The sequence below is a fragment of the Paenibacillus sp. N3.4 genome (assembly GCF_008017805.1).
Classification (GTDB): domain Bacteria; phylum Bacillota; class Bacilli; order Paenibacillales; family NBRC-103111; genus Paenibacillus_E.
Map to the genome: position 1 here is coordinate 18,649 of NZ_VRTT01000033.1, position 21,878 is coordinate 40,526.

Genomic DNA, 21,878 nt, shown 5'->3' on the forward strand with positions numbered 1-21,878 from the left:
ACTCAGATTCCCATTCAATATTAAAGATCCACTCTGTGCAATCCAAATTACACACTAACTATATCTTGAACGACGTAGTAATTTGTGCTGCTCATCAAATCAGGCGTGTTGCACTTGCCACGGAGTCCTATTTATAAATATTTCTCTAAAATTCATTTAAATCTTTAAAGTTTTTATCACCTGTTTCAGGCATGATACTTTCATAGTAAATTTTATATTGTAGTTTAATTGAGTTGGAATTTACCCAAGACCATATATCGTTATCAAATTCATAACCGATTTGTGCATTACTATCCAATCCAATTAATTCCTTTTGTTCTCCTGGATAGAGTGGCGAGATTTCGTCATACCAATATTCAGTATAGTATTGATTGTCAATTTTTCTATCAACACCTTTTCGAAGGTGCTCCAACTTTGAAATCCGTATATTATTAGGCCAGAAAATACAAAGTCTAAATGCCTTTAGCACTGGCGGAGAAAGTAAATTAGCACGAAGAAAAAGTTCGTATTTATGCAACTTCCCCGTACTCATAGCACTCAGTGATTTGAATGAAAAGTCCAATGAAAGATAAGAATGTTTGACTATAGTGAGATCTTCATCAATTTCATGCTCAGAAATAACTTCAGCTAATTGTTTACTTATCACATTTATCCCCTGATTTGTGTTTATAGCAAGTTTATCAGAAAGGATCGGGGAGAAATCTGTAACTTCCCTTGGAGTCAGATTGTGCCAAACAGGTAAAACGACCTTCTCGCCGCGGCCAACTACTTCTCTTTGCAGAAGCCCGTTTAATTCTAGACCTGTCCACTGCTTTTTAAAAAAGGCTGGGCTAAGAACAACTATTCCAAAACGTGAAAGTGTCAAGCCTTCATCAATTTTTTGCCTGAGGCTATCTCCAATTTTCAAAGACCATTTATCATATCAAACTTTGATACCATATTTTTGTAACTCAAGAGCAAGCGGTTCAACAATTTCTTCTTTATCTTCACTTGCATGGCTAATAAAAACGTCCCATAATTTTGGAAGGGTGTTTTCGGATACTTCTATTTTTACAGGTGACTCCGTTTTCAGCCTTTTGAGCTGCTCAATACCTTCCGCTAAAATATAAATATTCCCTGATTCAATGTTTTGAACAACAATATACTTCTTCTCTTCAAGAATGGATAAGATGTAGAACAGAAGCTCTTCTTTAATATTGAATAAATAACAAAACCCCTTGAGCTCCATCTTCTCACTTTTATAGCTGGCGGGAGTAATCTTCCGGATATTATGTAACGTCGTAAGCACTTTTACAGCGATTAGTTGTTCATCAATCGGTTCTGGAGTCTCGTCTTTACTCGTAGAAGTAATTTGGTTAACATAACGACCATCAGACTCAAACTCTCCAGAGTCTATTCGGGCTTTTACTTTTAACTCAACTCGTTCTTTCAGGTATGGAAGTGTCTGATCACTATTTCTATTACTAAATAAACATGCTATTGCAGTACCGGTTATACTTATTGTCTCCGTGAATAAGTATTCTGCCTTCGTATCATTTAAAACGCCCACTGTATATTGTGAACCATCAAAATTAACCCGTTCATTATAGCCAATACAATCGTAACCGTGGTACTCAAAGGACTCTTCCATTGGTCACTCACCGCCCATTCGTATATATTAGAAACACATCAAATTTCTTATTTGCATGATGGTGCTAATTCTCAGTTCACCTCAACATCATATCATAAAATGATCGCAACGTTTGGTTCAAGGCTTTCCTGTTTCAAATCGTTGTGATCGCATCTTTGGGAGCATTTCAATCTGACAATCTCGCTTCGCCTGAGACCATAGAACGCTGACAAATTGACTTTTTAGAGGGTCCGGTTTTGTCCGGAAAATGAAACGAATAGTGAGGGGGGCTTTCGGAATACATCTGTTTGGAGGGAAGAGGATGGGCATAAATTTTGTAAGCCTATTTCGGCAAAGTCAGAGTGAAAGAGCGAATAAACGACGCAGTAATGATTTATACGATGTAGATTCGTTTTCCAGTTCAGGTTATCGGTTAACATGGGAAGAAGCCGTGAGATTATTTATTCAAGCCCGCCGTGCAGAAACGTCAAGCGAGGAAACTGTAAAATTTGAATTGAGCACTTTGAAATGTTATGAGCGAATTCTGCGAGAGCAAGAGATTGAAGCCGATGTCTATCATGTATCAACAGACTTGTTGCGGAACAAATTTATCATGGCTATGGTTGAGAAAAAAGGCTACAAGCTCAATACGATCAATAACCGAATTAAATCAATCAAGCGCTTTTTTTTATTTTTACATGAAGAAGGTTGGATTCCGGATAATCCGGCAGAACACTTACGAACGCGTAAAGGTCATCAACCAACCATTCCATCCTTCACCGAAGAGCAAGTTGTAGCCCTTCTCAAGCAGCCGGACCAAAACACGTTTACGGGATTTCGTGACTTTGTCATTTTGTCATTGATTTTCGATAGTGGGCTGCGAGTCGGAGAAATAACAAAACTGAACATAAATCAGGTTGATGTTAAAGAGAATCTGCTCCTTGGTGTCATTGGTAAAAGTAAGAAGCCAAGAGACATCCCTTATTGTGATGATGTACGTAAACTGTTAATCCGTTATATTAAAGCAAGAGGGGACATTCGTTCATCTCACTTTTTTGTCACACTTGATGGTCGCCCGCTTGGTGTTCGTTCGTTTCAAGTGGCTTTACGCCAATATGGTAAGGATGCTGGGATCACTAACGTTCGAGTCAGTCCGCATACGTTAAGACATACCTTCGCCAAAATGTACATTATTAATGAGGGGGACCCGTATAGCTTGCAAGATATTCTCGGTCATTCTTCGCAGGATATGGTAAAGCGTTACGTGAATTTGTGGCGTCCTGAAATGAAATCGAAGCATACGAAATCCTCTCCCTTGCGTCGATTGTATCAAAACAGGTTGATTTAACTATCATAATGGGGTTGAAGAGAGTAAGAAGTAAAGGCCATTCCGTTAATGAATGACCTTTACTTCTGCTTATGGCAAGGTTTAAATAATTCGTTTCATGTTTTCAACCGGACTATACTTCTTGTGCTGTTGCTTAATATCGCTGCTAAACAGCTCGACGTAATACTCAACCATTTTAAGCGTGGCATGGCCTAAAATTCGTCGGAGTGTGAACGGATCACCACCGTTCAAAATGTAGAACTTGGCCATTGTATGCCGGAAGGTATGAGGGGACACTCGCACCCCATTGATGCTTGAAGCAAGTCCGTAATCGTGCATTTTCTCCTGTAGTGCGCGGGTGCTGATCTTTTCGTTATTCATGTTAACGAATAGCGCATCCGTCTCTAAGTCTCCCCGAATATCCAGGTAACGGCGTATCACTTTGGCACATGTTTGTTGGATAGGAGCGCGGCGGGCCTTTCCTCCCTTTCCTCTAGTGATTCGGATTTCCTGTTCTTTAAAGAAGACATCACCAATTTTCACATTGCATAGTTCACTGATTCACATTCCCGTTTCCAAAAGAACCAACATCATGGTGTAGTCCCGAAAGCCAGAGAACGTGTTCCGGTCCGGTTGTTCCAGCAAGGCGACGACTTGTTCTTTGGTAAAAGTTTGAATCATCAATTTTTCTGCTTTGGTGGCATGAATCTCATCTGAAAGGTTCTGAAGGAGCCAGCCTTCCTCAAATAAGTATCTCAAGAATTGCTTAATCGCCTTGATGCGTCCGTTGACGGTATTGTCCGATTTTCCTTGATCGAACAGATAGGCAATAAAATGATTCTTAATATCCCGAGAAGTGACGGAGTAAATATCTAGTACAAGCTCTTGATCCCGGAAGGCAGCTTCCAGTTGTTTAGCACTATCCTGATAAAAACGAATCGTGAGCGGCGAAAGGTTTTTTGACTTGCAATCGAGAATAAAAGAGTGAAGCAGATCGCTATAGCTTAATTGTTGCTTGGCGTCGCTTGCCTTATCGACTTTGACCAACTTATTTTGTCTGCGTCCGGTAGTCATTCCCCCTGCACCCCGCTTTCCGCGAAGAGTGAGGGGTATTCCTGAAAGATCTGTTCCAGCGGGCTAAACTTCTCATGTTGAGTCTGCAAATCACGCGAAAAAAGTTCAACATACATTTCAGTTGTTTCTATCCGTGAATGCCCAAGAATATTTTTTAACGAGAAAATATCGCCACCGTTCAATAAAAACTTTTTTGCGAAGGTATGGCGAAACGTGTGGCAGGAACATTGCACATCCTGAATGTTTGCGGTTTTACAAATCCGAGAGATCATGGATCGAATGCCACCTTCATCGAATGGGCGATTGTCCAACGTGATCCACAGTCGATCCGTGTCCAGCGTTCCTCGCTCTAGCAAATAAAGTTGCAACTCATGGGATACGATTCGCTGAATCGGTACCATTCTGGCCTTTCTGCCTTTCCCTTGCCGAACACGTACCATTCCTTCCTCTAATAGAACATCTGTGATTTGTAGTTGAGTTAGTTCGTTCAGCCGTATTCCGGTTTCAAGCAAAATCAGCAACATCATGTAATTACGGAAGCCAGTAAATGTTGAACGATCGGGTTCAGTAAACAATCGCGTCAAATGAGCATCCGTGAAAGTATGCATCAAAGAGGGTTGGATTTTAAACGGCTTTAGTCCATCCGCAATATTGCAATCAGCTTGTTTCTCGGCCACGAGAAACGCAAAAAATGCTTTGATAATGGCCAGATTGCAATTGACGGTTCTCAAGGCTGATGTCTCATCAAGCATACTGGGGATGATACGATGCTTTAACAAATCGGGAGTTAAATCAAACCATTCGAGATGTTGGGTATTTAAGTGTTGTTCGAGCTTTTTCAATCCGTTCCCATAACGGCGAATAGTTGGCTTGGTTAGGTTTCTGGATTTGCAGTCCATGAGAAACAATTGAACAAGGCTTGACCAATTGTTCATATTTGGTTGAGGCACTTCGCATTTCCTCCCTTATTGGATATGCGAAGCAAAGCAGATATACGAAGTGGGCAAGGGGAGGTTCGTAAAACATTTGGATATACGATTTCGCATAACTTCAACGAAATTCCGGGTTTTTTGCAATCGGATGGAAGAGCTTTGGAAAACCCGAAATCCATTGATACATAAGGCTTCTTCGGCATTTCGGTGGGCTGCGCTCACCTCTTCCCGGTTCGTATAACACAATATTCACGCTGCGGGACTTGGTCTGCCAGAGGCATTTCGGGGAAGTGGAATCAGGCAGACAAAACCCTGCACCACCTAACCGCATCGCTGCCGGGACTACGTCCCTTAAGTTGGTGAGGGTTCGTGAATACAACAACGTTATATGAAAGGGACGAAGAGATTTAATTAAAAACATATATTCAACCCAAATTAACTACTTACATTGGATTCGACATAGTCGTTTCCATTTTTTGTTTATTATAGTACATTTATTTTATCAGCTTATTTTGAAAGGATGACCATTTGTGAATGAAAGAGAAGCTATAGATAAATTTGGAGAATTATTGATGACAGATTTAAGAGATAGAACTATCGATTTTTTCGAATTACTTGTTAAAGGACACTGGAAAGCACCAAAACTTCAGCAGTTGCAACATGAAATGCAATCTTTTGATGACAAACAAATAGAATTATTTAGAAGGGCATTGATTAGGAGCCTAGATTCAGGAATACATGATTTTTTATTTAAATTACAAGAACAAGCAGATTTCAATAATGAAATAGAAATTAAAGTACAAGGAATTAATATTATACAAGCTAGCGATGGATTACATGGAGAGTTATTTACTGAGGACGGTTGGTTTGCAAACTTCAGTAAGTACGGGGAAAATAATAAAGAAGAATTTTAGTAAAATCGAAGAAGCCCTCCCAATCATATAACACCGTATTGTCGCTGCGGGCCGTTCGGCCCTTGGTCTGCCAGAGGAATTTCGGGGAAGTGGAATCAGGCAGAAAACCCTGCGAGGTTAAGTGGCGGAGCCACCCGGCGCTTACGCGCCTTAAGCCTCTCGGGTTCGTGAATACAACAACGTTAGGTGAAATCAGTCGAAAAACATGAAAATTATAAGGAGATTCTGATGATAATCATGATTAATGGAGCCTTCGGCTCTGGCAAGACTACAACAGCTAGCAACCTCCATACGAGGGTTCCAGGCAGTATGATATTTGATCCAGAAGAAATTGGTTACATGTTAAGGAAACTTATCCCGGATGAAACGAGAAAAGATTATGAACGGACAGATGATTTTCAGGATATTGATCTATGGAGAATACTTTCGGTTAATATAGCAAGAGAATTAAACCAGAAGTACAATAAACATTTAATCATACCGATGACAATATACAAGCCAATTAATTTTGAATATATTTCTCGAGGATTAGAAGAAATCGATAACGAGTTATATCATTTTTGTTTGATTGCTTCAGAGGAAACACTTAGGAAACGCCTAACAGTTCGAGGGGATACGATTGGTGGTTGGCAATTTCAACAGATAGAGAAGTGTGTGAATGCATTTAGAGATAGTAAATTTGAAAAACATATAGTAACAGATGAGCTAGATACAAGTGAGATTATAAATAGGATATTAATGAATATTGAGGGTAATTCGACGAAGGACTGACTTCACCTAACACCGTATTCCCGCTGCGGGCCTTTCAGCTCGGGGTCTGCCCGAGGAATTTCGGAGAAGTGGGGTCAGGCAGACAACCCTGCACTGGCTAAGTCCGTCGGACTCGGCTGCAAGCTGCCTTAAGCCAGTGAGGGTTCGGGAATACAAGAACGTTAGGTGAAATCACGACAAGATTAAAAACCATAATGTAAGAAGGTATGGCTATGAAGTTAATTAAACAAAAAGAGTTAAGTGTAAGGTTAATCACAGAGGAAGATGCTACTCTTTTAGTAAAGTGGTTGAGTGATTCAAAGGTATTAGAATATTATGGAGGACGCGATCGGCCTCACGACTTAGAAATGGTTAAAAAACATTATTTTGAACGAACACAAGAAATCACTCAATGTATTATTCAATATAACGAAGAAGACATCGGTTACATTCAATTCTATTTAATAACTAAAGAAGAAAAACAAGAATATGGCTATGAAGGATTTGCTGGGAAGATATTTGGGATGGACCAATTCATAGGGGAAGTTAATTTATGGAATAAGGGAATAGGAACAGAATTAATAAAATCAATGATAAATCACTTAGAAACGCAGGAGAGAGCAGATAAGATCGTTATGGATCCTCAGGCTTGGAACAAACGTGCATTAAGGGTTTATGAGAAGTGCGGATTTGTTAAGAAGAAGTATCTAACAAAACATGAATGGCATGAAGGAGAATATAAGGATTGTTGGGTTATTGAGTATGTAGGGCATAAAAACCATTGAATGTAATCACTTCGATGGACGTGACATCACCTAACGCCGTATTCACGCTTCGGGCTAAAGCCCTCGGTCTGCCCGAGGCAATTCGGAGAAGAAGAATCAGGCAGACAACCCTGCACCACCTAACCGCATCGCGGCCGGCCCTGACGGGCCTTAAGGTGGTGAGGATTCGTGAATACAGTAACGTTATATGACATTACCCGAAAATATTACTATTCACTAGCAGATCGGAGGAGATTAAATGAAAGAAAGAATAAAGGTCAAGTTGAAAGTAGACCTTACTCAATATTTGAAAGGCTTAGTGGCTGGAACAGAAGGCTTCACAATAGGTAATTATGGTATTTGGTCACGAGGGAATGATAATTTTACTGGAGTACACTTTCCCGACGTTGGGTCATTAGATGTGCTATGGTCGTCACTTGAAATTATTGATGAAGAATACCTAGAGGAAGCAGAAAAGCGAAGAAAACAGAAACTGGAAGAATATAAGACTGCGCGAGATATCGTTAAGTATGTTGGTCCTAGAGGTGGATTTAAAGGATTACGATTTGTATACACGGACGCAAATGGGATAACAGTTAGCAATTCAATTGGATTTAAAGATGAAGCTGATAAATTAATAAAGTATTTTGAAGAGCTTAAACTGCAGATTACAGAGAAATTAATGAAATGATGAATTTGTAGGTAATTCGATGAAGCGGTTAACGTCATATAACACCGTGTTCCCGCTGCGGTTCCTACGGAGCCTTGGTCTGCAAGAGGGATTTCGAGGAAGCCTAATCAGCAGACAACCCTGCACAGCCTAACCGCGTCGCGGCCAGTCGCTACGCTCCTTTAAGGCAGTGAGGGTTCGGGAACATAAGAACGTTATATGACATCACTAAAACCAATTAAAGAACAAAGGAAGAGATAAAATGAGCGAATTTACTTCAGGACAATTATTGTTGAGATCTCATAAAGAAGCAATAAGAAAGCAATAAGAAAGCATTCCATTCCAGGTTCTTTACTTAAGGTATTAGATGAAAAGTGGGTCGCATTTTTAACCCGAGAAGATAATTACATTGATTTTCATGAAGCGCCGGCGTTTATTTATCAATTATCAATTGATGCTCCAGTACTATATTTTTGCAATTATGGAGATCACTTTTGGGGTTATAGAATTTTTTCAGAGGGCAATGAAGTTGCTAGTTTAAGAATTTCTTATGAGTTCGACGAAGAACTTATAATGAAGATTTTTGAAGAACGTTATCCTGATAAAGATTTATATGAACTATTTACCACCGAGTATCATAATGAAATAAAAAAATATATTGAAGAGAATGGATTACAGGAGAAAGCATTCAATGATTTATTTGATGAATGTAATGTCACAGCTTTTAAGCTATTCAATTTAACGGATAAGCAAATCGACAAATTGACATCAATATTGAACCCAAATTATTTTAGACAGCAGGATAATATCTTTAATCTTGTTGATGAATTTAAAGAAATTGTAGGGATTGATGAAATGAGCTGGATAAGATATGAACGAGTTGAAGAAGACGAAGATTATGAAGAGAGATTTTAGTATTTCAAAGATGTCAGTGACGTCATATAACACCGTATCTACGCTGCGGAGCTGACGCTCCTTGGTTTGCAGGAGGGATTTCGAGGAAGCATATTCAGCAGACAACCCTGCACTGGGCAAGTCCTTTGGACCCGGCGCTATCGCGACTTAACCCAGTGAGGATTCGTAGATACAACAACGTTATATGAAATCACAGCTATATTAATCGAAGTATTCCACGGGGGTTATTATGAAAACCATTATTTATATGGTAAGACACGGAGAATCACTTAAAACAGAAGGGAACGAGAGAACACGAGAGTTAACAGACAAGGGAGGTCAGATGCCAATTTAATAACTGAATTATTAAAAGATGAAGGAATTGATGTGTTTATTTCAAGTCCATATAGAAGGGCTATTTTAACAATTGAGGAATCAGCTCAGTCTTCGGGCAAAGAAATATTAGTATTTGAAGATCTTAGGGAAATAGTTTTTTTAAGTGACGATAAGATTTTATCTGATGAGGAATTGTATCCATCTGTAAAGAAGATGTTTGCTGATCCGGATTTTTCGTTACCTGGAGGGGAATCTATTACGATTTGCCAGAATCGTATTCTATCAACTTTGAAAAAAATACTAATGGAATATAAAGGGCAGAAAGTTGTAATAGGAACTCATGGGCTTGTTATGACATTGATGATGAGATACTTTGACAGCCAGTACGATTTGAATTTTTTATTAAAGACTTCAAAACCGGATATTTATAAGTTGGAGTTCGATGAAGAAGTATTAATAGACACAAAGAGATTATGGAAGAGCTGATTGGAATGTATTTCGAAGAAGGCTGTGACTTCATATAACACCGTATTCACGCTGCGGGCCTAACGGCCATTGGTCACTAGAGGGAATTTCGGGGAAGTTGTTAGATGAAATAACCGCGATATTTACACAAACCATATTTAGGGGAATCTCGGAGGAACAAGGACATGACTTTTACAGTACGATTTGGCAGGATGAATGATTTAGAAGATATTGCTTCTGAGGATCAGTCTGTCTTAAAAAACATTTTGAATTGGAAGCTTCAGAATCAAGAGATTCTACTTGCTGAAGAAAACAACGAAATAATTGGATACTTGAGAATAGAGTATTTGTGGTCTAAATACCCGTATATTGGATTGATTATTGTAAGACCTGAATATAGGAAACAAGGAATAGGAAAGACCTTGCTGGAATATTTAGAAGATCACTTACGTAAACAAGGAATCAAAACATTATATAGTTCATCCCAAGTCAATGAAGCAGAACCACAGAAGTGGCATAGACATATGGGATTTAAGGAATGTGGGATAATCAATGGAATTAATCCTGGGGATATCGGAGAAGTCTTTTTTCTAAAGAGTATATAAGGACATTTGTGTCGGTGATTCGATGAAGGCGACTACATCATCTAACACCGCATTCCCGCATCGGGGCTTGCGCCCCTCGGTCGCCGAGACGCATTTCGAGGAAGTGATTTCAAGCGACACACCCGCACCACATAACTGCGCAAGCGCAGCCGGTCCTGACGGACCTTAATGTGAGGGGGCGTCGGGAATGCAAGAACGTTAACTGAAATAACACGCAATAATATCTAATAAAGAATGGAAGATATTTAATGAAGATTAGTAAAAGAGTTTTTTTAATTATCACTTTTGTACTATCAATACTGACTTGTTATTTTTACGCTCAGGTTGTTGAAGAGAAATTTATGGATGATGAATTTGTAGAATCATTACATCTACCATCTGACGCTGATAGCGTTGGAATACCAATTTTAGGTGCATTCATTGTAAGTATTATTTTTTTGATAATCCATGTCATTCTTCATATACTATTATTTATTTTTAGTAGAATCTCAAAAGATCTACACATTTCATTTTCTATTTATGATGGAAGACTGAAACCAGTAATTATTTTATTACGAACAGTAGTTTTAGCATTAGCCACATGGCTAGCAAAGGACTATTATAAAAATTTCACTAAGGTTTATATATATGAAGCATTGTTTATCTCATCACTAATATTGCTTTTAATAGGTTATATGGAGTGGATAATATTTTTTATTAACAAAGGGATAAGGACGATTAACAAAAGTGCTTTGGAAGCTGAATCAAAGTAGCCGTGTTACTTCAGTTAACACAGGTTTCCCGCTGCGGGGCTTATGCCCCTTTGTCTGCCCGAGGCATTTCGGGGAAGTGAATTCCAAGCAGACAACCCTGCGAGCCTAAGTCCTAACGGACCCAGTCGCTACGCTCCTTTAAGGCTCTCGGGTTCGTGAATACAACAACGTTATCTGCAATTACCGTAAAGAAGTATAACACCCTATACACCCATAAGTTCATTAAAGAAAGGATCTTTATAAATCACAAGAAATAATGTGACATATATCTGTATGGAGTTGAGCGCATCTGAAGCATACTGCTGATTTAACATGGATAATTGGTTTAGTAGTTGGAGTAGTTGGACTTACAATAAGGGGGGTTTTACAAGGTAAACCATTAAAAAGAAGCTTCATTAATTCAATAATATTAATATTACTAGGAACACCTACATTCTGGTACATTAATGAAAATAATTTACCAAATATGCAGGCATATATTTACATAGGGCTCTTAATGATAATTTTACTTTGCATAGATTATGGACTAGATAAATGTTTCAACAAGAAAATTGAATAAAAAAATTAAGGAAACACATGAAAAGATAAAATCATTAAAAATATTCTGTAAGCTAAGTCAAGAAGACGGTAACAGCAGATAACACCGTTTTCACGCTTCGGGTTAACGCCCTAGGTCTGCCCGAGGCATTTCGAGGATGTAGTATCAGGCAGACAACCCTGCACTGGCTAAGTCCGTTGGACCCGGCGCTACGCACCTTAAGCCAGTAAGAGTTCGTGAATACAAGAACGTTATAGGAAATTGGCGCAAGACAAATAAATCATAGACAGAGGAGACCCTAAATGAACACTGTCATTCGTAATTACAGATCTGAAGATGCAAATGATATTGGGAAAATTAGTTTTCTAAACCAAGTATCTTATCAATATAACAAGGATTTTATTGCACAGAATATATTCTGTGCTGAATTAAATGGAAGAATTGTTGCATGTGGTCACTTGGAACCAACTGATTCTTGTGAATATCTTAATAAACAAGGAAGAGATGATGATTACAAACATCGATTTATAATAGATACAGATTCAGATGAGAATGAACCTTTAGAAACAGAAATATTTAATAGTATCTTGTTAAGGGCAAATGAAATTCGTCAAGAATATTCCTCCAAACAAATACAAATTAGCAAAACCTGTTCTCACGATGATCTTGAATCTATAGATTTTTTGCTATCTAATGGATTTTATCATTCTCTAAATTATTTAATTATGAAGCGTGATTTAACGAAACCATTACCCGATTACTCACTTCATAATAAAATCGAAATTAAAAGATGGACTATGGATACAGAGTCAGACAAAGAACTATATTTACAGGCAGAGAAAGATGCTTCCGAAGGTGAATCATGGAGTAAGGCAAAATTAAACTGGTTTAAATCGGGCCCCCAATGGGATACCTTTACAGCTTTTTATCAGGGGAAACCAATTTCAAGTTGTATGACTTGGGGAATCTCATCTGAAAGAAGCGCAACAGAACAAATATTTACCCATCCTATGTGGAGAAGACAAGGAGTCGCTAAGAGAACAATAGTTGAAGCTCTTAGGTTTCTGCGTGACGAGAAAGATAAGAAAGAAGCAACCTTAGGAGTAGTAGGGAGTAATCAAGCGGCTATAAATTTATATAAATCGCTAGGATACAAATTAATAGATATACATTTACTGATGGTAAAGGACATTATGTAAGCAACTCGAAGAAGGCGCCAACATCCTATACACCACATTCCCGCTGCGGTCGCTACGCTCCCTTGATCCACACCAAGGGATTTCGAGGAAGAAAATTTAGGTGGACACATCTGCGCACGCCTAAGTCGGCAAGCCGACCCGCCACTACGTGGCTTAAGGTGGTGGGACGTCTGGAATGCAACAACGTTACACGACAGGAGAAGGAAAATAGGGTGAACAACCTGGAAAAACAGTGATAGCATTCTAATGTTACGTATGAGGAATCAGCAAGTGCATGCCACGGAAGGAAGTTCAGGGAAGCAATCGCCGATGGCACTAGAGATAGAAGAATACCAAGAGAAACAACCATGAAGAACAGGCAGATCTGAGACCCAGATGAATGCAATCTCGGAGAAGAATGTGGGTAACTCAAAGACCCGTCGTGTAACAACGTTTTCCCACTGCGGGGCTTACGCCCCTTGGTCCGACCGAAGGAATACGAGGAAGATTATTCAGCCGGACACATCTACCTACGGTGGACACCGGGTACACAAGAACGTTAGGCGAAACCATCAAGCTGCAAAACTATCAAAATTCATAAACATCGTAAAAGCTAACTTAGTTGACATTTCCTTATGAGGGGGTTAATCATTGAAGATAATTCTGATATTATTGTTATTTCTTACTGGGACACTACCAGAATCCCCAACGAACATAAAGATCTAACAAATTATTATTACATAAATACTAAGTTAGGTTTCCAATTGGAATTACCAATTGATTGGATGAATTAAATTTATATTTATGAATGAGATTCACGTGTTTCATTTTTTTATAAATCAGAGGGTGGTAATGAGGATGCAGAATTGTTTGAAGTATTTCTAAGCTCACCAATACAATATAAAGTGCATGAAAAACATGTGGGTTTCTTTAAATATCTTGGGGAACGGAATGGACTAATAATCGCAAAGTTCTCTTCAACCGGAAGTCCCTATGATAATTTGAAACCATTACAAAAACAAGATTATGATTTATTTTTTAATTTATATAAAGACATTAAATTAGTTTTAGATTCATTCAAATTAACAGAAAAATGGGACATAAATCTATTCAATGAAGTAATTGAGGAGAGTAAAGGTAAAGATGATGAATATAAGGAAGAATATGAAAGACTAATTAAAGAAGAAACTAATCAAGAACATGAAACAAAGTAAGACAAAGATATAAAGTGATTCGAGAGTTATCTCAGGATGGCTTCGCCTAGCACCGTGTTCCCGCTACGGGGCTAACGCCCCTTGGTCTGCACGAGGAATCTCGAGGAAGATTATTCAGCAGACACACCTGCACCACCTAACTGCATCGCGGCCAGCCCTTCGGGCTTTAAGGTAGTGAGGCATCGGGAACACAAGCACGTTATGCGCAATTACCGCTAGATATTAAAGAGGTGGTTTTATGACTAAAAAAGATAAAGAAGGGTTTTAGCTAATCTTTGTGATATAGATTTATTTGAAATACAAGAAAGAGAAGTACCAGACTTTGTTATGAAATACAAAAATGAAGAAACATATTTCGGAGTTGAAGTGACTGAATATTATTACAACGAAACGAATGCGAGAATGGATAATATTCCATGCTACTCCTCTTCATTGCTAGATGGTGGCGACTTTCTGCATAAGTCAGATAGAAAGGAACTTAAAGTATCAGATATCACTTTAATTTCTAATGATGGAACCGAAAATGTTGTTAAAGCAATTGCTTCAAAGGTACCTTCAACAGATGAACATTTGGGAAGGTGGAAGGTTATCTGGGAGCATGCAAGGTATGTATATTTTTATGGATATAATATTCCAGTAGTTCCCTTAGAAATTCAATTAGAATCTAATATTAGAAGAAATCGTCAAGATCGTAGGGAGGCAATAATTACCGCTCTTAAGACGATAGGATATAACAAAAAATTATTAAATAAGGCACTTTCAAAAACTAATATTGAATACGTAAAGGCTATTCTCTAGCAACTCAAGGGGATAAGGAACAGCAGATAACACCGTATTCAGGCTGCGGACCTTACGACCCTTCGTCTGCCCGATGCATTTCGGAGAAGTGGAATCAGGCAGACAACCCTGCGAGGCTAAGTCTTCAACCCAGTCACTACGCTCCTTTAAGCCTCTCAGGTTCGTGAATACAACAACGTTATATGAAACCGATGCAATGATAATTAAAAAATTAAAGGATGTGTTCACAATGCCTCGACTTATTGGTGATCGAATTATTTTAAGAGAGTATAGCAAGGAAGATTTAAAGTTTATGAGGCAATGGTGTAATGATCCGGAAATCGTCGATAACTTATCAGATATATTCCTATTTCCGCATACTGTAAATGGAACAGAACAATATTTAAATTCAATACTTGAAGGGAAAACAGAGCAGAAGGGATTTGTAATTGCTCATAAAGATACTGAGGAATACATAGGACAAATCGATTTATTTAGAATTGATTGGAAGAATAGGTCAACTGAACTTGGAATCGTGATTGGAATTAAGGAGTACCTTGGCAATGGATATGGTACTGAAGCAATAAAAATACTACAGGATTTTGTATTTAACAGATTAAATCTAAATAGATTACAGCTAGAGGTACATGATTTTAATGAAAGAGCGTATAGATGTTATTTAAAGTGCGGATTCAAAGAAGAAGGAAGATTAAGAGAGAAGAGTTTTGTTAATGGACGTTATTCAGATACGATTTATATGAGCATATTGAAGAGAGAATATGAAGAAATAATCAAGCAGTAGTATGTAATTCGAGGAAGGCATCGATCGGCATCATATAACACCGTGTTCCTGCTGCATCGCTAACGCTCCTTGGTCTGCCCGAGGTAAATTCGAAGGAGTCGTATCAGGCAGACAACCCTGCATTGGCTAAGTCCGTCGGACCCGAGCGCAAGCGCCCTTAAGCCAATGAGGGTTCGGGAACACAACAACGTTATATGCAATCGGGGCAATTTGAAAACCAGATTAAATTCAAAAACACTACCATAAATTTACTGTAGTGGTATATTTATTTTATGAATGTTAAAACAAACTGACGATAACTTTTGGAGGCGAATATACGGAGATGAACCATGAGCCTTTAATTGTTTTATCAATTTTAAGATTACGAAAAAAGCTGAAAGTTGAACCAACATTTATTGACTTAACAGACTATTTAAACACTGTACTTTACATAAATTTAGAAGAAAATTATTTAAAAGATGTATTACAAATGCTTGAATATAATGGACATCTCAAGATTGTAAACGATAATTACAATGTCTCTTTGAGTTTACTTTTTTATTATACAGAAATATTAGAACCAGGGGACGATAGCTTAGAGTCAATTGAATATATTGAAAGGCGTATGAAACAGTTAGAGATGAAGACTTTGAAGGAAAAGGATTTATTAACATAATTAGATGGCATTTCGGGAAGCGGATCAGGCAGACAACCCTGCGAGGCTAAGTCGTTGACCCAGTCGCTACGCTCCTTTAAGCCTCTCGGGGTCGTGAATACAACAACGTAATCAGAAATCATCGCAATATGTTAAACCCAATATATCAAAATCCTCATGATATAATCATTAAAACAATAAATAAGGACTGACTTAATAATGGCAAAGAGACAGAAATCAAACTCACCAAGGAAAAAGAGAATGAAGCACCCAGCTAGATTGCAGGCTGCAAAAACATGGATTAAAGAATATACTGGCAAGAATGTTGTACGAGGATATAGCAAACATTTTGGTGTTGATTTATTATGTGCTGTACGAGAACTAGAGATGATCGGAGTTGTAATAGATTCTAAGTACAAACAACAATTAAAGACCCGATTCGAATATAACCATATAGTGAACTTAGAAAGAAAGCAAAGAAGACAAATTGAAGAAGATATCCATTCAATTGATCAAGATTCTAATTTTTACTTAATAGCTGGTTACACCTCGAATGGATTTCCATACGGAATTACTTGTTATGATCATAAATCTGATGTATTTGGAAGAGATTTTAAACCGACTTTTGACGCAGAGGACTATTATTATATTGCTGGTTATACAGAAGAAGGGGGAGTATTTGGAATAACATGGAGTGAATATTTGTGGTCATTGAATGAAATGAACATGTTTATAGGACAAGAAGAAAAAGAAAATATAGATGAAGATGAAGTGAACTTTGAAAGCATGTTCGGAGAAGGCGATTACATCTGATAACACCGTTTTCCCGCTGAGGAACTGACGTTCCTTGGTCTGCCCGAGGCATTTCGAGATGTAGTATCAGGCAGACAACCCTGCACCGCCCAAGTCCGTCGGACCCGGCGCTAGCGCGCCTTAGGGCGGTGAGGCGTCGGGAACACAACAACGTTAACTGAAATCATTGCTAATAAAAATACAATAAAAACAATTGGAGAGAGATAAGTGTTGGATGCATTTACAAAGAAGAGGATAGAAAAAATCTTAGATAACTACAGGGAAAGGAAAATACCTACACATCTTAAAGAAGAATTTGAGATCAGGTATAAATTCAGAGGCAATACTATAACATTACTTCAAGAAAGACCTTCATATATTCCTGGCAGTCGAGTGGAGTTACTTATAGCGCAATTTAGGTTAGAGGATAACAAATGGAAAGTCTATTGGAAAGACAGTAAAGACAGATGGCATTTCGTAGATGATATAAAACCTGATGAAAGCTTTGAAACACAATTAATGATTATAGATAGGGATAGTAAAGGAATATTTTGGTTGTGATTCTAAGAAGGCAATAACTTCAGTGAACACCATATTCACGCTGCTGCGAAGCCTCACGGCTTCTTGGTCTGCAAGAGTCATTGAGTCATTTCGAAGAAGTGTAACCAGCAGACAACTCTGTACTGGTTAAGTCCGTCGAACCCGGCAGCTAACGCTGCCTTAAGCCAGTGAGGATTCGTGAATACAAGAACGTTAAGTGAAATTACTAATGGAAAACAAAGGGTAAAACAAACAACTGCAATTCATGAAAACTGATCGGGAAGTACGTTTCCATACGGAAACAGTCAGGATTTTAGTATTAAAATCAGAGATTAGTAGGGAACTTAGCAATTAATTTGCAAGGGGGCTGAGCAGGGAAGCCCATTAGTAACATCACTTAACAGCGTTTTCCCACTACGGGGCATTCGCCCCTTGGTCCGTCCGATGGATTTCGATGAGGATGTTCCCGACATCCGCCTTCGGCGGACGTCGGGAACATAAGAACGTTATAGGAAATATCCGCAAAAAATTAGAGAAAGGAAGTTTTCGATGGAACTTAAAGAAATCATTCAGAAATTAACAGGAACAAGAGACGAATTACTAAGAACACTTAATGGCTTGAGTGGAGATCAATTAAACAAACAAATGGACCCATACAGTTGGAGTATTGGTCAGGTATGTCAGCACTTAAGTAAGACAGAAGAATTATATGTCTTAGCAATAAAGAAAGGGTTAAAGAGCAATGAAGATTCATTCATAGAGAAAAAGCCATTAGATTCTCTATTTGATAGAAGCAATAAATTGGAAGCCCCTGACATTGCTAAACCAACTGATGAGATCTTAGAACATCAAGAAATTATTGAAAAACTAAAAAATTCAAGAGAGACGTTATATGAAATATTAAACACAATAGAAGACCCATCAGTGCTGAGTAGAAGACATTTTATACATCCAGTCTTTAAAGAAATGTTATTAATTGAATGGATTGAATCACTGTACTTGCATGAACAAAGACATATTAAACAAATTAATGATATTAAAAATGGATTCAAGTAAGGCGTTGCATATTCGAAGAAGGCGGATACATCCTATAACAACGCATTCACGCTGCGGCTCGGCAACGCCGAACCTTGATCTGCCCGATGCATTTCAGGGGAGTGGAATCAGGCAGATAACCCTGCGAGGCTAAGTGGCAGAGCCACCCAGTCGCTACGCTCCTTTAAGCCTCTCGGGTTTGTGAATACAAGAACGTTATATGAAAGGGATGCAAATCTTTGATTATAGGGGAATAAGCACAGATGTTTAATTTCTTTAAACGAACGAGGAAAGCTAATCCAACACTAGAAGAACAAATTAATGTTTTACTTAGGCTAGGAATTACTTTTAAAGAGAGCGAATCTAGCAGGTTAGTAAATAACTTATTAGTTCAATTTGACAGAGAAAACTATGAGCAAGATCCTTTTTATCTACTTTTGACTATAATTGGTGCTAATTTGTTTGATCATAATGATAACGAAATTCGAATGTCTAATGACGTTTGGAATTTTGATACTGAGTGTATTGATGAAGAGAATATTTATACAAAGCTATTAAAGGATTTTATTAATTTAGCCAAGGGTGAATTACCATTGGAGAATATATAAAGTAACATTGATTTTGATGAACAAGAGGCAGCGGTTTCATTTGATTTAGATGGAGGTCATTATAATTGGGAAATAGAATTTAATGATGATTGGCTTGATATTGGCTTATTTAAGAGACTAGGAAAACTTGCTCTGGAGAGGAATAGGGATAAACAATACATTTATTTTAATGACGGACAGAGTTTGACTTTAATGTATTGTGATAAACAAGTATTAAAGAAGTTGAATGAACTGACAGACAAGAAATTCGTTATTTTAGCATAATCGAGGAAGGCATCCCCATCATATAACACCGTGTCCCCGCTGCGGGGTTTACGCCCCTTGGTCTGCCCGAGGCATCTCAAGATGTAGTATCAGGCAGACAACCCTGCACCACCTAACCGCATCGCGGCCAGTCGCTATGCTCCTTTAAGGTGGTGAGGATTCGGGAACACAAGAACGTTATGTGAAATTACCGAGAGATGTAAATTAAGAAATAGGTGATTAGATGGAGGAATTATATTTCATAATTCATGATAATTCAAAAGACATTTATACAAAAATTGATGAGCAAATTGATAAATTTTGGAAATGGTCAAAGAATCAGAAGCAAGTTAAGGAATGGGAGCCGAATTATGAATTATGGACTCTTATATATACGTTAATATCAAAGCTGTTTGAGAACTCGGAATATAAAGATTGGGACCGAAAGACAATAAATAACCTTTTATACATAATAGGTAGAGACAATGAATGTGAAGAAATTATTGATCAACTAACTAGAAAACCATCAATTTTATATCCACTGGCCGAAGAAGCACTTAACTATCATGATAATGATACAAGATGGCAATTCGCTCATTATCTTGGAAGAATTACACAGAAAGAGCCGCGAGCTAAGGAACTGATAGTCAAGTTCTCAGAGGACTATGTTGAATATGTAAGAAGAAGAGCACTTGCAGCACTAGAGACAATAGCTTGAAATTCTTGCAAGTATTTCAAGTGGTCGGTAACATCACCTAACAACGTATTCACGCTGCGGGCCTAACGGCCCTTGGTCCGCCAGGAGATAATTCTGCACTGGCTAAGTCCGTCGGACCCGCAGCTAAGGCTGCTTAAGCCAGTGAGGATTCGTGAATACAAGAACGATAGGTGAAATCTGGGCAATTCAATCAATTGTAGGAATGAAAGTAGGTTATAGATTGAAAAAAAAGACATTGTACTCCTTCTTGGAACTGTAATAATAATTGTATTATCAATTATTGAACCAGTAATCAGATCGATAACAATTATTTATCTAGGAATATTTATACTTAAGTACTTCAGTACATGTATACATGAATTGGGACACTTTATTTCCGGTAAATTAATTGGCTTAAACGTTAAAGAAGTAATTATAGGAGAATGGTCAAGACTGTTTACAATAACCTTATTTGGTACTCAAATTACATTTAAATTAGGTTATGGTGGATTTAATTCAGCAGATCTAAAAAAACTAACAAATATTAAATTTAGATTGCTAGTATTCATTCTAGGCGGAGTAACTTTACAATTGATAGCATTAACATGCATTTATGTTTTTTTTGGTACTGGTAATAGTAACAATTTTTTTTATGCCTCTAGTTTTTAATGCAATACTTTTATGGGATGTTATTAGAGCTTTAATTCCAAGGAATTATTATTTTGATAAAGAATTATATCCGAGTGATGGATTAAGATTAATACAAATATTGAAGATAAGAGAATAATAATGTATTCGGTATTCCATAGAAGGCCCAGACTTCACCTAACACAGTTTTCATGCTACGGGCCTTACGGCCCTTCGTCATCATGAGGGTTTTCGGGGAAGTGGATTCAGGTGACAACCCTGTACTGGCTAAGTCCGTTGGACCCGGCGCTAACGCGCCTTAAGCCAGTGAGTGTTCGTGAATACAACAACGTTCTGTGAAATTGCCAAAGATCAACTAAAGAAAGGATTAATTCAGGATGAAATACATAAGGCAAGAACACAAAGAACGGAAAGAAGTATATTACTTTGAAGTTGACGATGATAATGTTGCTTTAAGACAAGCCACTCAAATAGACAATAAATTAATTGTATCTAATAGACCTTTTGATAAACTTCACTTTTTTCTAACAGATCAAGAAGTATGTAGTACGATTGAAGAAGAAATCGAGAAAGCAGAATTTGAATTGGTATGGAATACAGGAGTAGAACCATTTAAGGAAAATTGGAATAGGACAGTACAAACAATATCTATAGGACAAGAAATTCAAGGATTTATGGAGATCTTTTATCCACAAGGAATTATTATCAATTTTAATAACGTTACATTTGGTTTAACCGACTATTGGGACGTTAGGAATAATACAGAACCGGATTACTTTAAGGTAAGACAAAAAGTCCGAGGAACAGTAAAGGGATTTGATAACAGTAATTTATGGGTGATACTGGATAACTGTAAGGTAATGATTGAAAGTGTATCACAGAAGAATGGCAACATCACATAACACCGTGTTCCCGCTGCAGAGCTTGCGCCCCTTGGTCTGCAAGAGGGATATCGAAGTAGTGCAAATCAGCAGACAACCCTGCACTGCCTAACCGCGTCGCTGCCGGGACTTCGTCCCTTAAGGCAGTGAGGGTTCGTTGATACAACAACGTTATCTGAAAGACCATGCAAATCTGTAA

At 38.0% G+C, this 21,878-nt stretch carries 26 protein-coding genes and 1 pseudogene; 21 read left to right on the plus strand and 6 right to left on the minus strand.

Annotated elements, in window-relative coordinates:
- Positions 1-145: 145 nt before the first annotated feature.
- Entirely contained in the window at positions 146-907 is a 762-nt protein-coding gene (locus tag FU659_RS17735; protein ID WP_147948800.1) for a toll/interleukin-1 receptor domain-containing protein, read from the minus strand.
- Positions 908-922: 15 nt separating this feature from the next.
- Positions 923-1,630, minus strand: a complete 708-nt coding sequence (locus FU659_RS17740; protein ID WP_147948801.1) for a toll/interleukin-1 receptor domain-containing protein — start codon at positions 1,628-1,630, stop codon at positions 923-925.
- A 301-nt stretch (positions 1,631-1,931) separates the two neighbouring features.
- On the opposite strand from FU659_RS17740, the gene FU659_RS17745 reads away from it, so the two are divergent.
- Entirely contained in the window at positions 1,932-2,957 is a 1,026-nt protein-coding gene (locus FU659_RS17745; RefSeq protein ID WP_147948802.1) for a tyrosine-type recombinase/integrase, read from the plus strand.
- An 81-nt stretch (positions 2,958-3,038) separates the two neighbouring features.
- Here FU659_RS17745 and FU659_RS37290 read toward each other — a convergent pair whose 3' ends face one another.
- From FU659_RS37290 to FU659_RS17755, 3 genes are read right to left on the minus strand one after another with little or no spacing between them, the layout of a single operon-like run.
- Positions 3,039-3,497, minus strand: coding sequence for a tyrosine-type recombinase/integrase (locus tag FU659_RS37290; protein WP_261807891.1), 459 nt, complete (start codon positions 3,495-3,497; stop codon positions 3,039-3,041).
- Positions 3,498-4,010 carry a tyrosine-type recombinase/integrase gene (locus FU659_RS37295; protein WP_261807886.1) on the minus strand — a complete coding sequence of 171 codons (513 nt, stop codon included), beginning with the start codon at positions 4,008-4,010 and terminating at the stop codon, positions 3,498-3,500.
- On the minus strand, positions 4,007-4,945 hold the full coding sequence (locus FU659_RS17755; protein ID WP_147948840.1) for a tyrosine-type recombinase/integrase: 939 nt from the start codon (positions 4,943-4,945) through the stop codon (positions 4,007-4,009). Before FU659_RS17755 ends, FU659_RS37295 begins: the two co-directional genes overlap by 4 nt.
- Before the next feature lie 527 nt (positions 4,946-5,472).
- Between FU659_RS17755 and FU659_RS17760 the strand changes: the two genes are divergently transcribed.
- From FU659_RS17760 to FU659_RS17850, 20 genes and pseudogenes are all read left to right on the plus strand, one after another.
- A complete protein-coding gene (locus FU659_RS17760; RefSeq protein WP_147948803.1) occupies positions 5,473-5,856 on the plus strand; it encodes a hypothetical protein in 384 nt (127 codons plus the stop codon).
- A gap of 228 nt (positions 5,857-6,084) precedes the next feature.
- The gene (locus FU659_RS17765; RefSeq protein WP_147948804.1) at positions 6,085-6,627 is read left to right on the plus strand and encodes an AAA family ATPase; all 543 of its coding nucleotides are present in this window, start codon (positions 6,085-6,087) and stop codon (positions 6,625-6,627) included.
- A 212-nt stretch (positions 6,628-6,839) separates the two neighbouring features.
- The gene (locus tag FU659_RS17770) at positions 6,840-7,391 is read left to right on the plus strand and encodes a GNAT family N-acetyltransferase (RefSeq protein WP_147948805.1); all 552 of its coding nucleotides are present in this window, start codon (positions 6,840-6,842) and stop codon (positions 7,389-7,391) included.
- A 238-nt stretch (positions 7,392-7,629) separates the two neighbouring features.
- Entirely contained in the window at positions 7,630-8,061 is a 432-nt protein-coding gene (locus FU659_RS17775; RefSeq protein ID WP_147948806.1) for a hypothetical protein, read from the plus strand.
- Positions 8,062-8,613: 552 nt separating this feature from the next.
- Positions 8,614-8,955, plus strand: coding sequence for a hypothetical protein (locus FU659_RS17780; RefSeq protein ID WP_147948807.1), 342 nt, complete (start codon positions 8,614-8,616; stop codon positions 8,953-8,955).
- A gap of 229 nt (positions 8,956-9,184) precedes the next feature.
- Positions 9,185-9,756 (plus strand): annotated as a pseudogene (locus tag FU659_RS17785) (histidine phosphatase family protein).
- Between the two features lie 164 nt (positions 9,757-9,920).
- Complete coding sequence (locus tag FU659_RS17790; RefSeq protein ID WP_147948808.1) at positions 9,921-10,340, plus strand: GNAT family N-acetyltransferase; 420 nt, start codon at positions 9,921-9,923, stop codon at positions 10,338-10,340.
- A gap of 248 nt (positions 10,341-10,588) precedes the next feature.
- A complete protein-coding gene (locus FU659_RS17795) occupies positions 10,589-11,092 on the plus strand; it encodes a hypothetical protein (protein ID WP_147948809.1) in 504 nt (167 codons plus the stop codon).
- Positions 11,093-11,932: 840 nt separating this feature from the next.
- On the plus strand, positions 11,933-12,829 hold the full coding sequence (locus FU659_RS17800; RefSeq protein ID WP_147948810.1) for a GNAT family N-acetyltransferase: 897 nt from the start codon (positions 11,933-11,935) through the stop codon (positions 12,827-12,829).
- A gap of 845 nt (positions 12,830-13,674) precedes the next feature.
- Positions 13,675-14,022: a hypothetical protein gene (locus FU659_RS17805; RefSeq protein ID WP_147948811.1), complete on the plus strand. Its 348-nt coding sequence runs from the start codon at positions 13,675-13,677 to the stop codon at positions 14,020-14,022.
- A gap of 327 nt (positions 14,023-14,349) precedes the next feature.
- Positions 14,350-14,820 carry a hypothetical protein gene (locus tag FU659_RS17810; RefSeq protein ID WP_147948812.1) on the plus strand — a complete coding sequence of 157 codons (471 nt, stop codon included), beginning with the start codon at positions 14,350-14,352 and terminating at the stop codon, positions 14,818-14,820.
- A gap of 229 nt (positions 14,821-15,049) precedes the next feature.
- On the plus strand, positions 15,050-15,601 hold the full coding sequence (locus tag FU659_RS17815; RefSeq protein ID WP_147948841.1) for a GNAT family N-acetyltransferase: 552 nt from the start codon (positions 15,050-15,052) through the stop codon (positions 15,599-15,601).
- A gap of 322 nt (positions 15,602-15,923) precedes the next feature.
- Entirely contained in the window at positions 15,924-16,256 is a 333-nt protein-coding gene (locus FU659_RS17820) for a hypothetical protein (RefSeq protein WP_147948813.1), read from the plus strand.
- A 198-nt stretch (positions 16,257-16,454) separates the two neighbouring features.
- A complete protein-coding gene (locus FU659_RS17825; protein WP_187274218.1) occupies positions 16,455-17,048 on the plus strand; it encodes a hypothetical protein in 594 nt (197 codons plus the stop codon).
- Between the two features lie 207 nt (positions 17,049-17,255).
- A complete protein-coding gene (locus tag FU659_RS17830; protein WP_261807887.1) occupies positions 17,256-17,588 on the plus strand; it encodes a DUF3024 domain-containing protein in 333 nt (110 codons plus the stop codon).
- Positions 17,589-18,116: 528 nt separating this feature from the next.
- Positions 18,117-18,623, plus strand: a complete 507-nt coding sequence (locus tag FU659_RS17835) for a DinB family protein (protein ID WP_147948814.1) — start codon at positions 18,117-18,119, stop codon at positions 18,621-18,623.
- 242 nt (positions 18,624-18,865) lie between these two features.
- Positions 18,866-19,210, plus strand: coding sequence for a hypothetical protein (locus FU659_RS17840; RefSeq protein WP_147948815.1), 345 nt, complete (start codon positions 18,866-18,868; stop codon positions 19,208-19,210).
- Between the two features lie 487 nt (positions 19,211-19,697).
- Positions 19,698-20,171: a HEAT repeat domain-containing protein gene (locus tag FU659_RS17845; protein ID WP_147948816.1), complete on the plus strand. Its 474-nt coding sequence runs from the start codon at positions 19,698-19,700 to the stop codon at positions 20,169-20,171.
- Positions 20,172-20,498: 327 nt separating this feature from the next.
- Positions 20,499-20,819: a site-2 protease family protein gene (locus tag FU659_RS38890; protein ID WP_397355987.1), complete on the plus strand. Its 321-nt coding sequence runs from the start codon at positions 20,499-20,501 to the stop codon at positions 20,817-20,819.
- Between the two features lie 356 nt (positions 20,820-21,175).
- Positions 21,176-21,700 carry a hypothetical protein gene (locus tag FU659_RS17850; RefSeq protein ID WP_147948817.1) on the plus strand — a complete coding sequence of 175 codons (525 nt, stop codon included), beginning with the start codon at positions 21,176-21,178 and terminating at the stop codon, positions 21,698-21,700.
- On the opposite strand, the gene FU659_RS35595 is transcribed toward FU659_RS17850, so the two are convergent.
- The gene (locus tag FU659_RS35595; protein WP_187274219.1) at positions 21,693-21,866 is read right to left on the minus strand and encodes a hypothetical protein; all 174 of its coding nucleotides are present in this window, start codon (positions 21,864-21,866) and stop codon (positions 21,693-21,695) included. The two genes, FU659_RS17850 and FU659_RS35595, sit on opposite strands and share 8 nt — an antisense overlap.
- Positions 21,867-21,878: the final 12 nt, after the last annotated feature.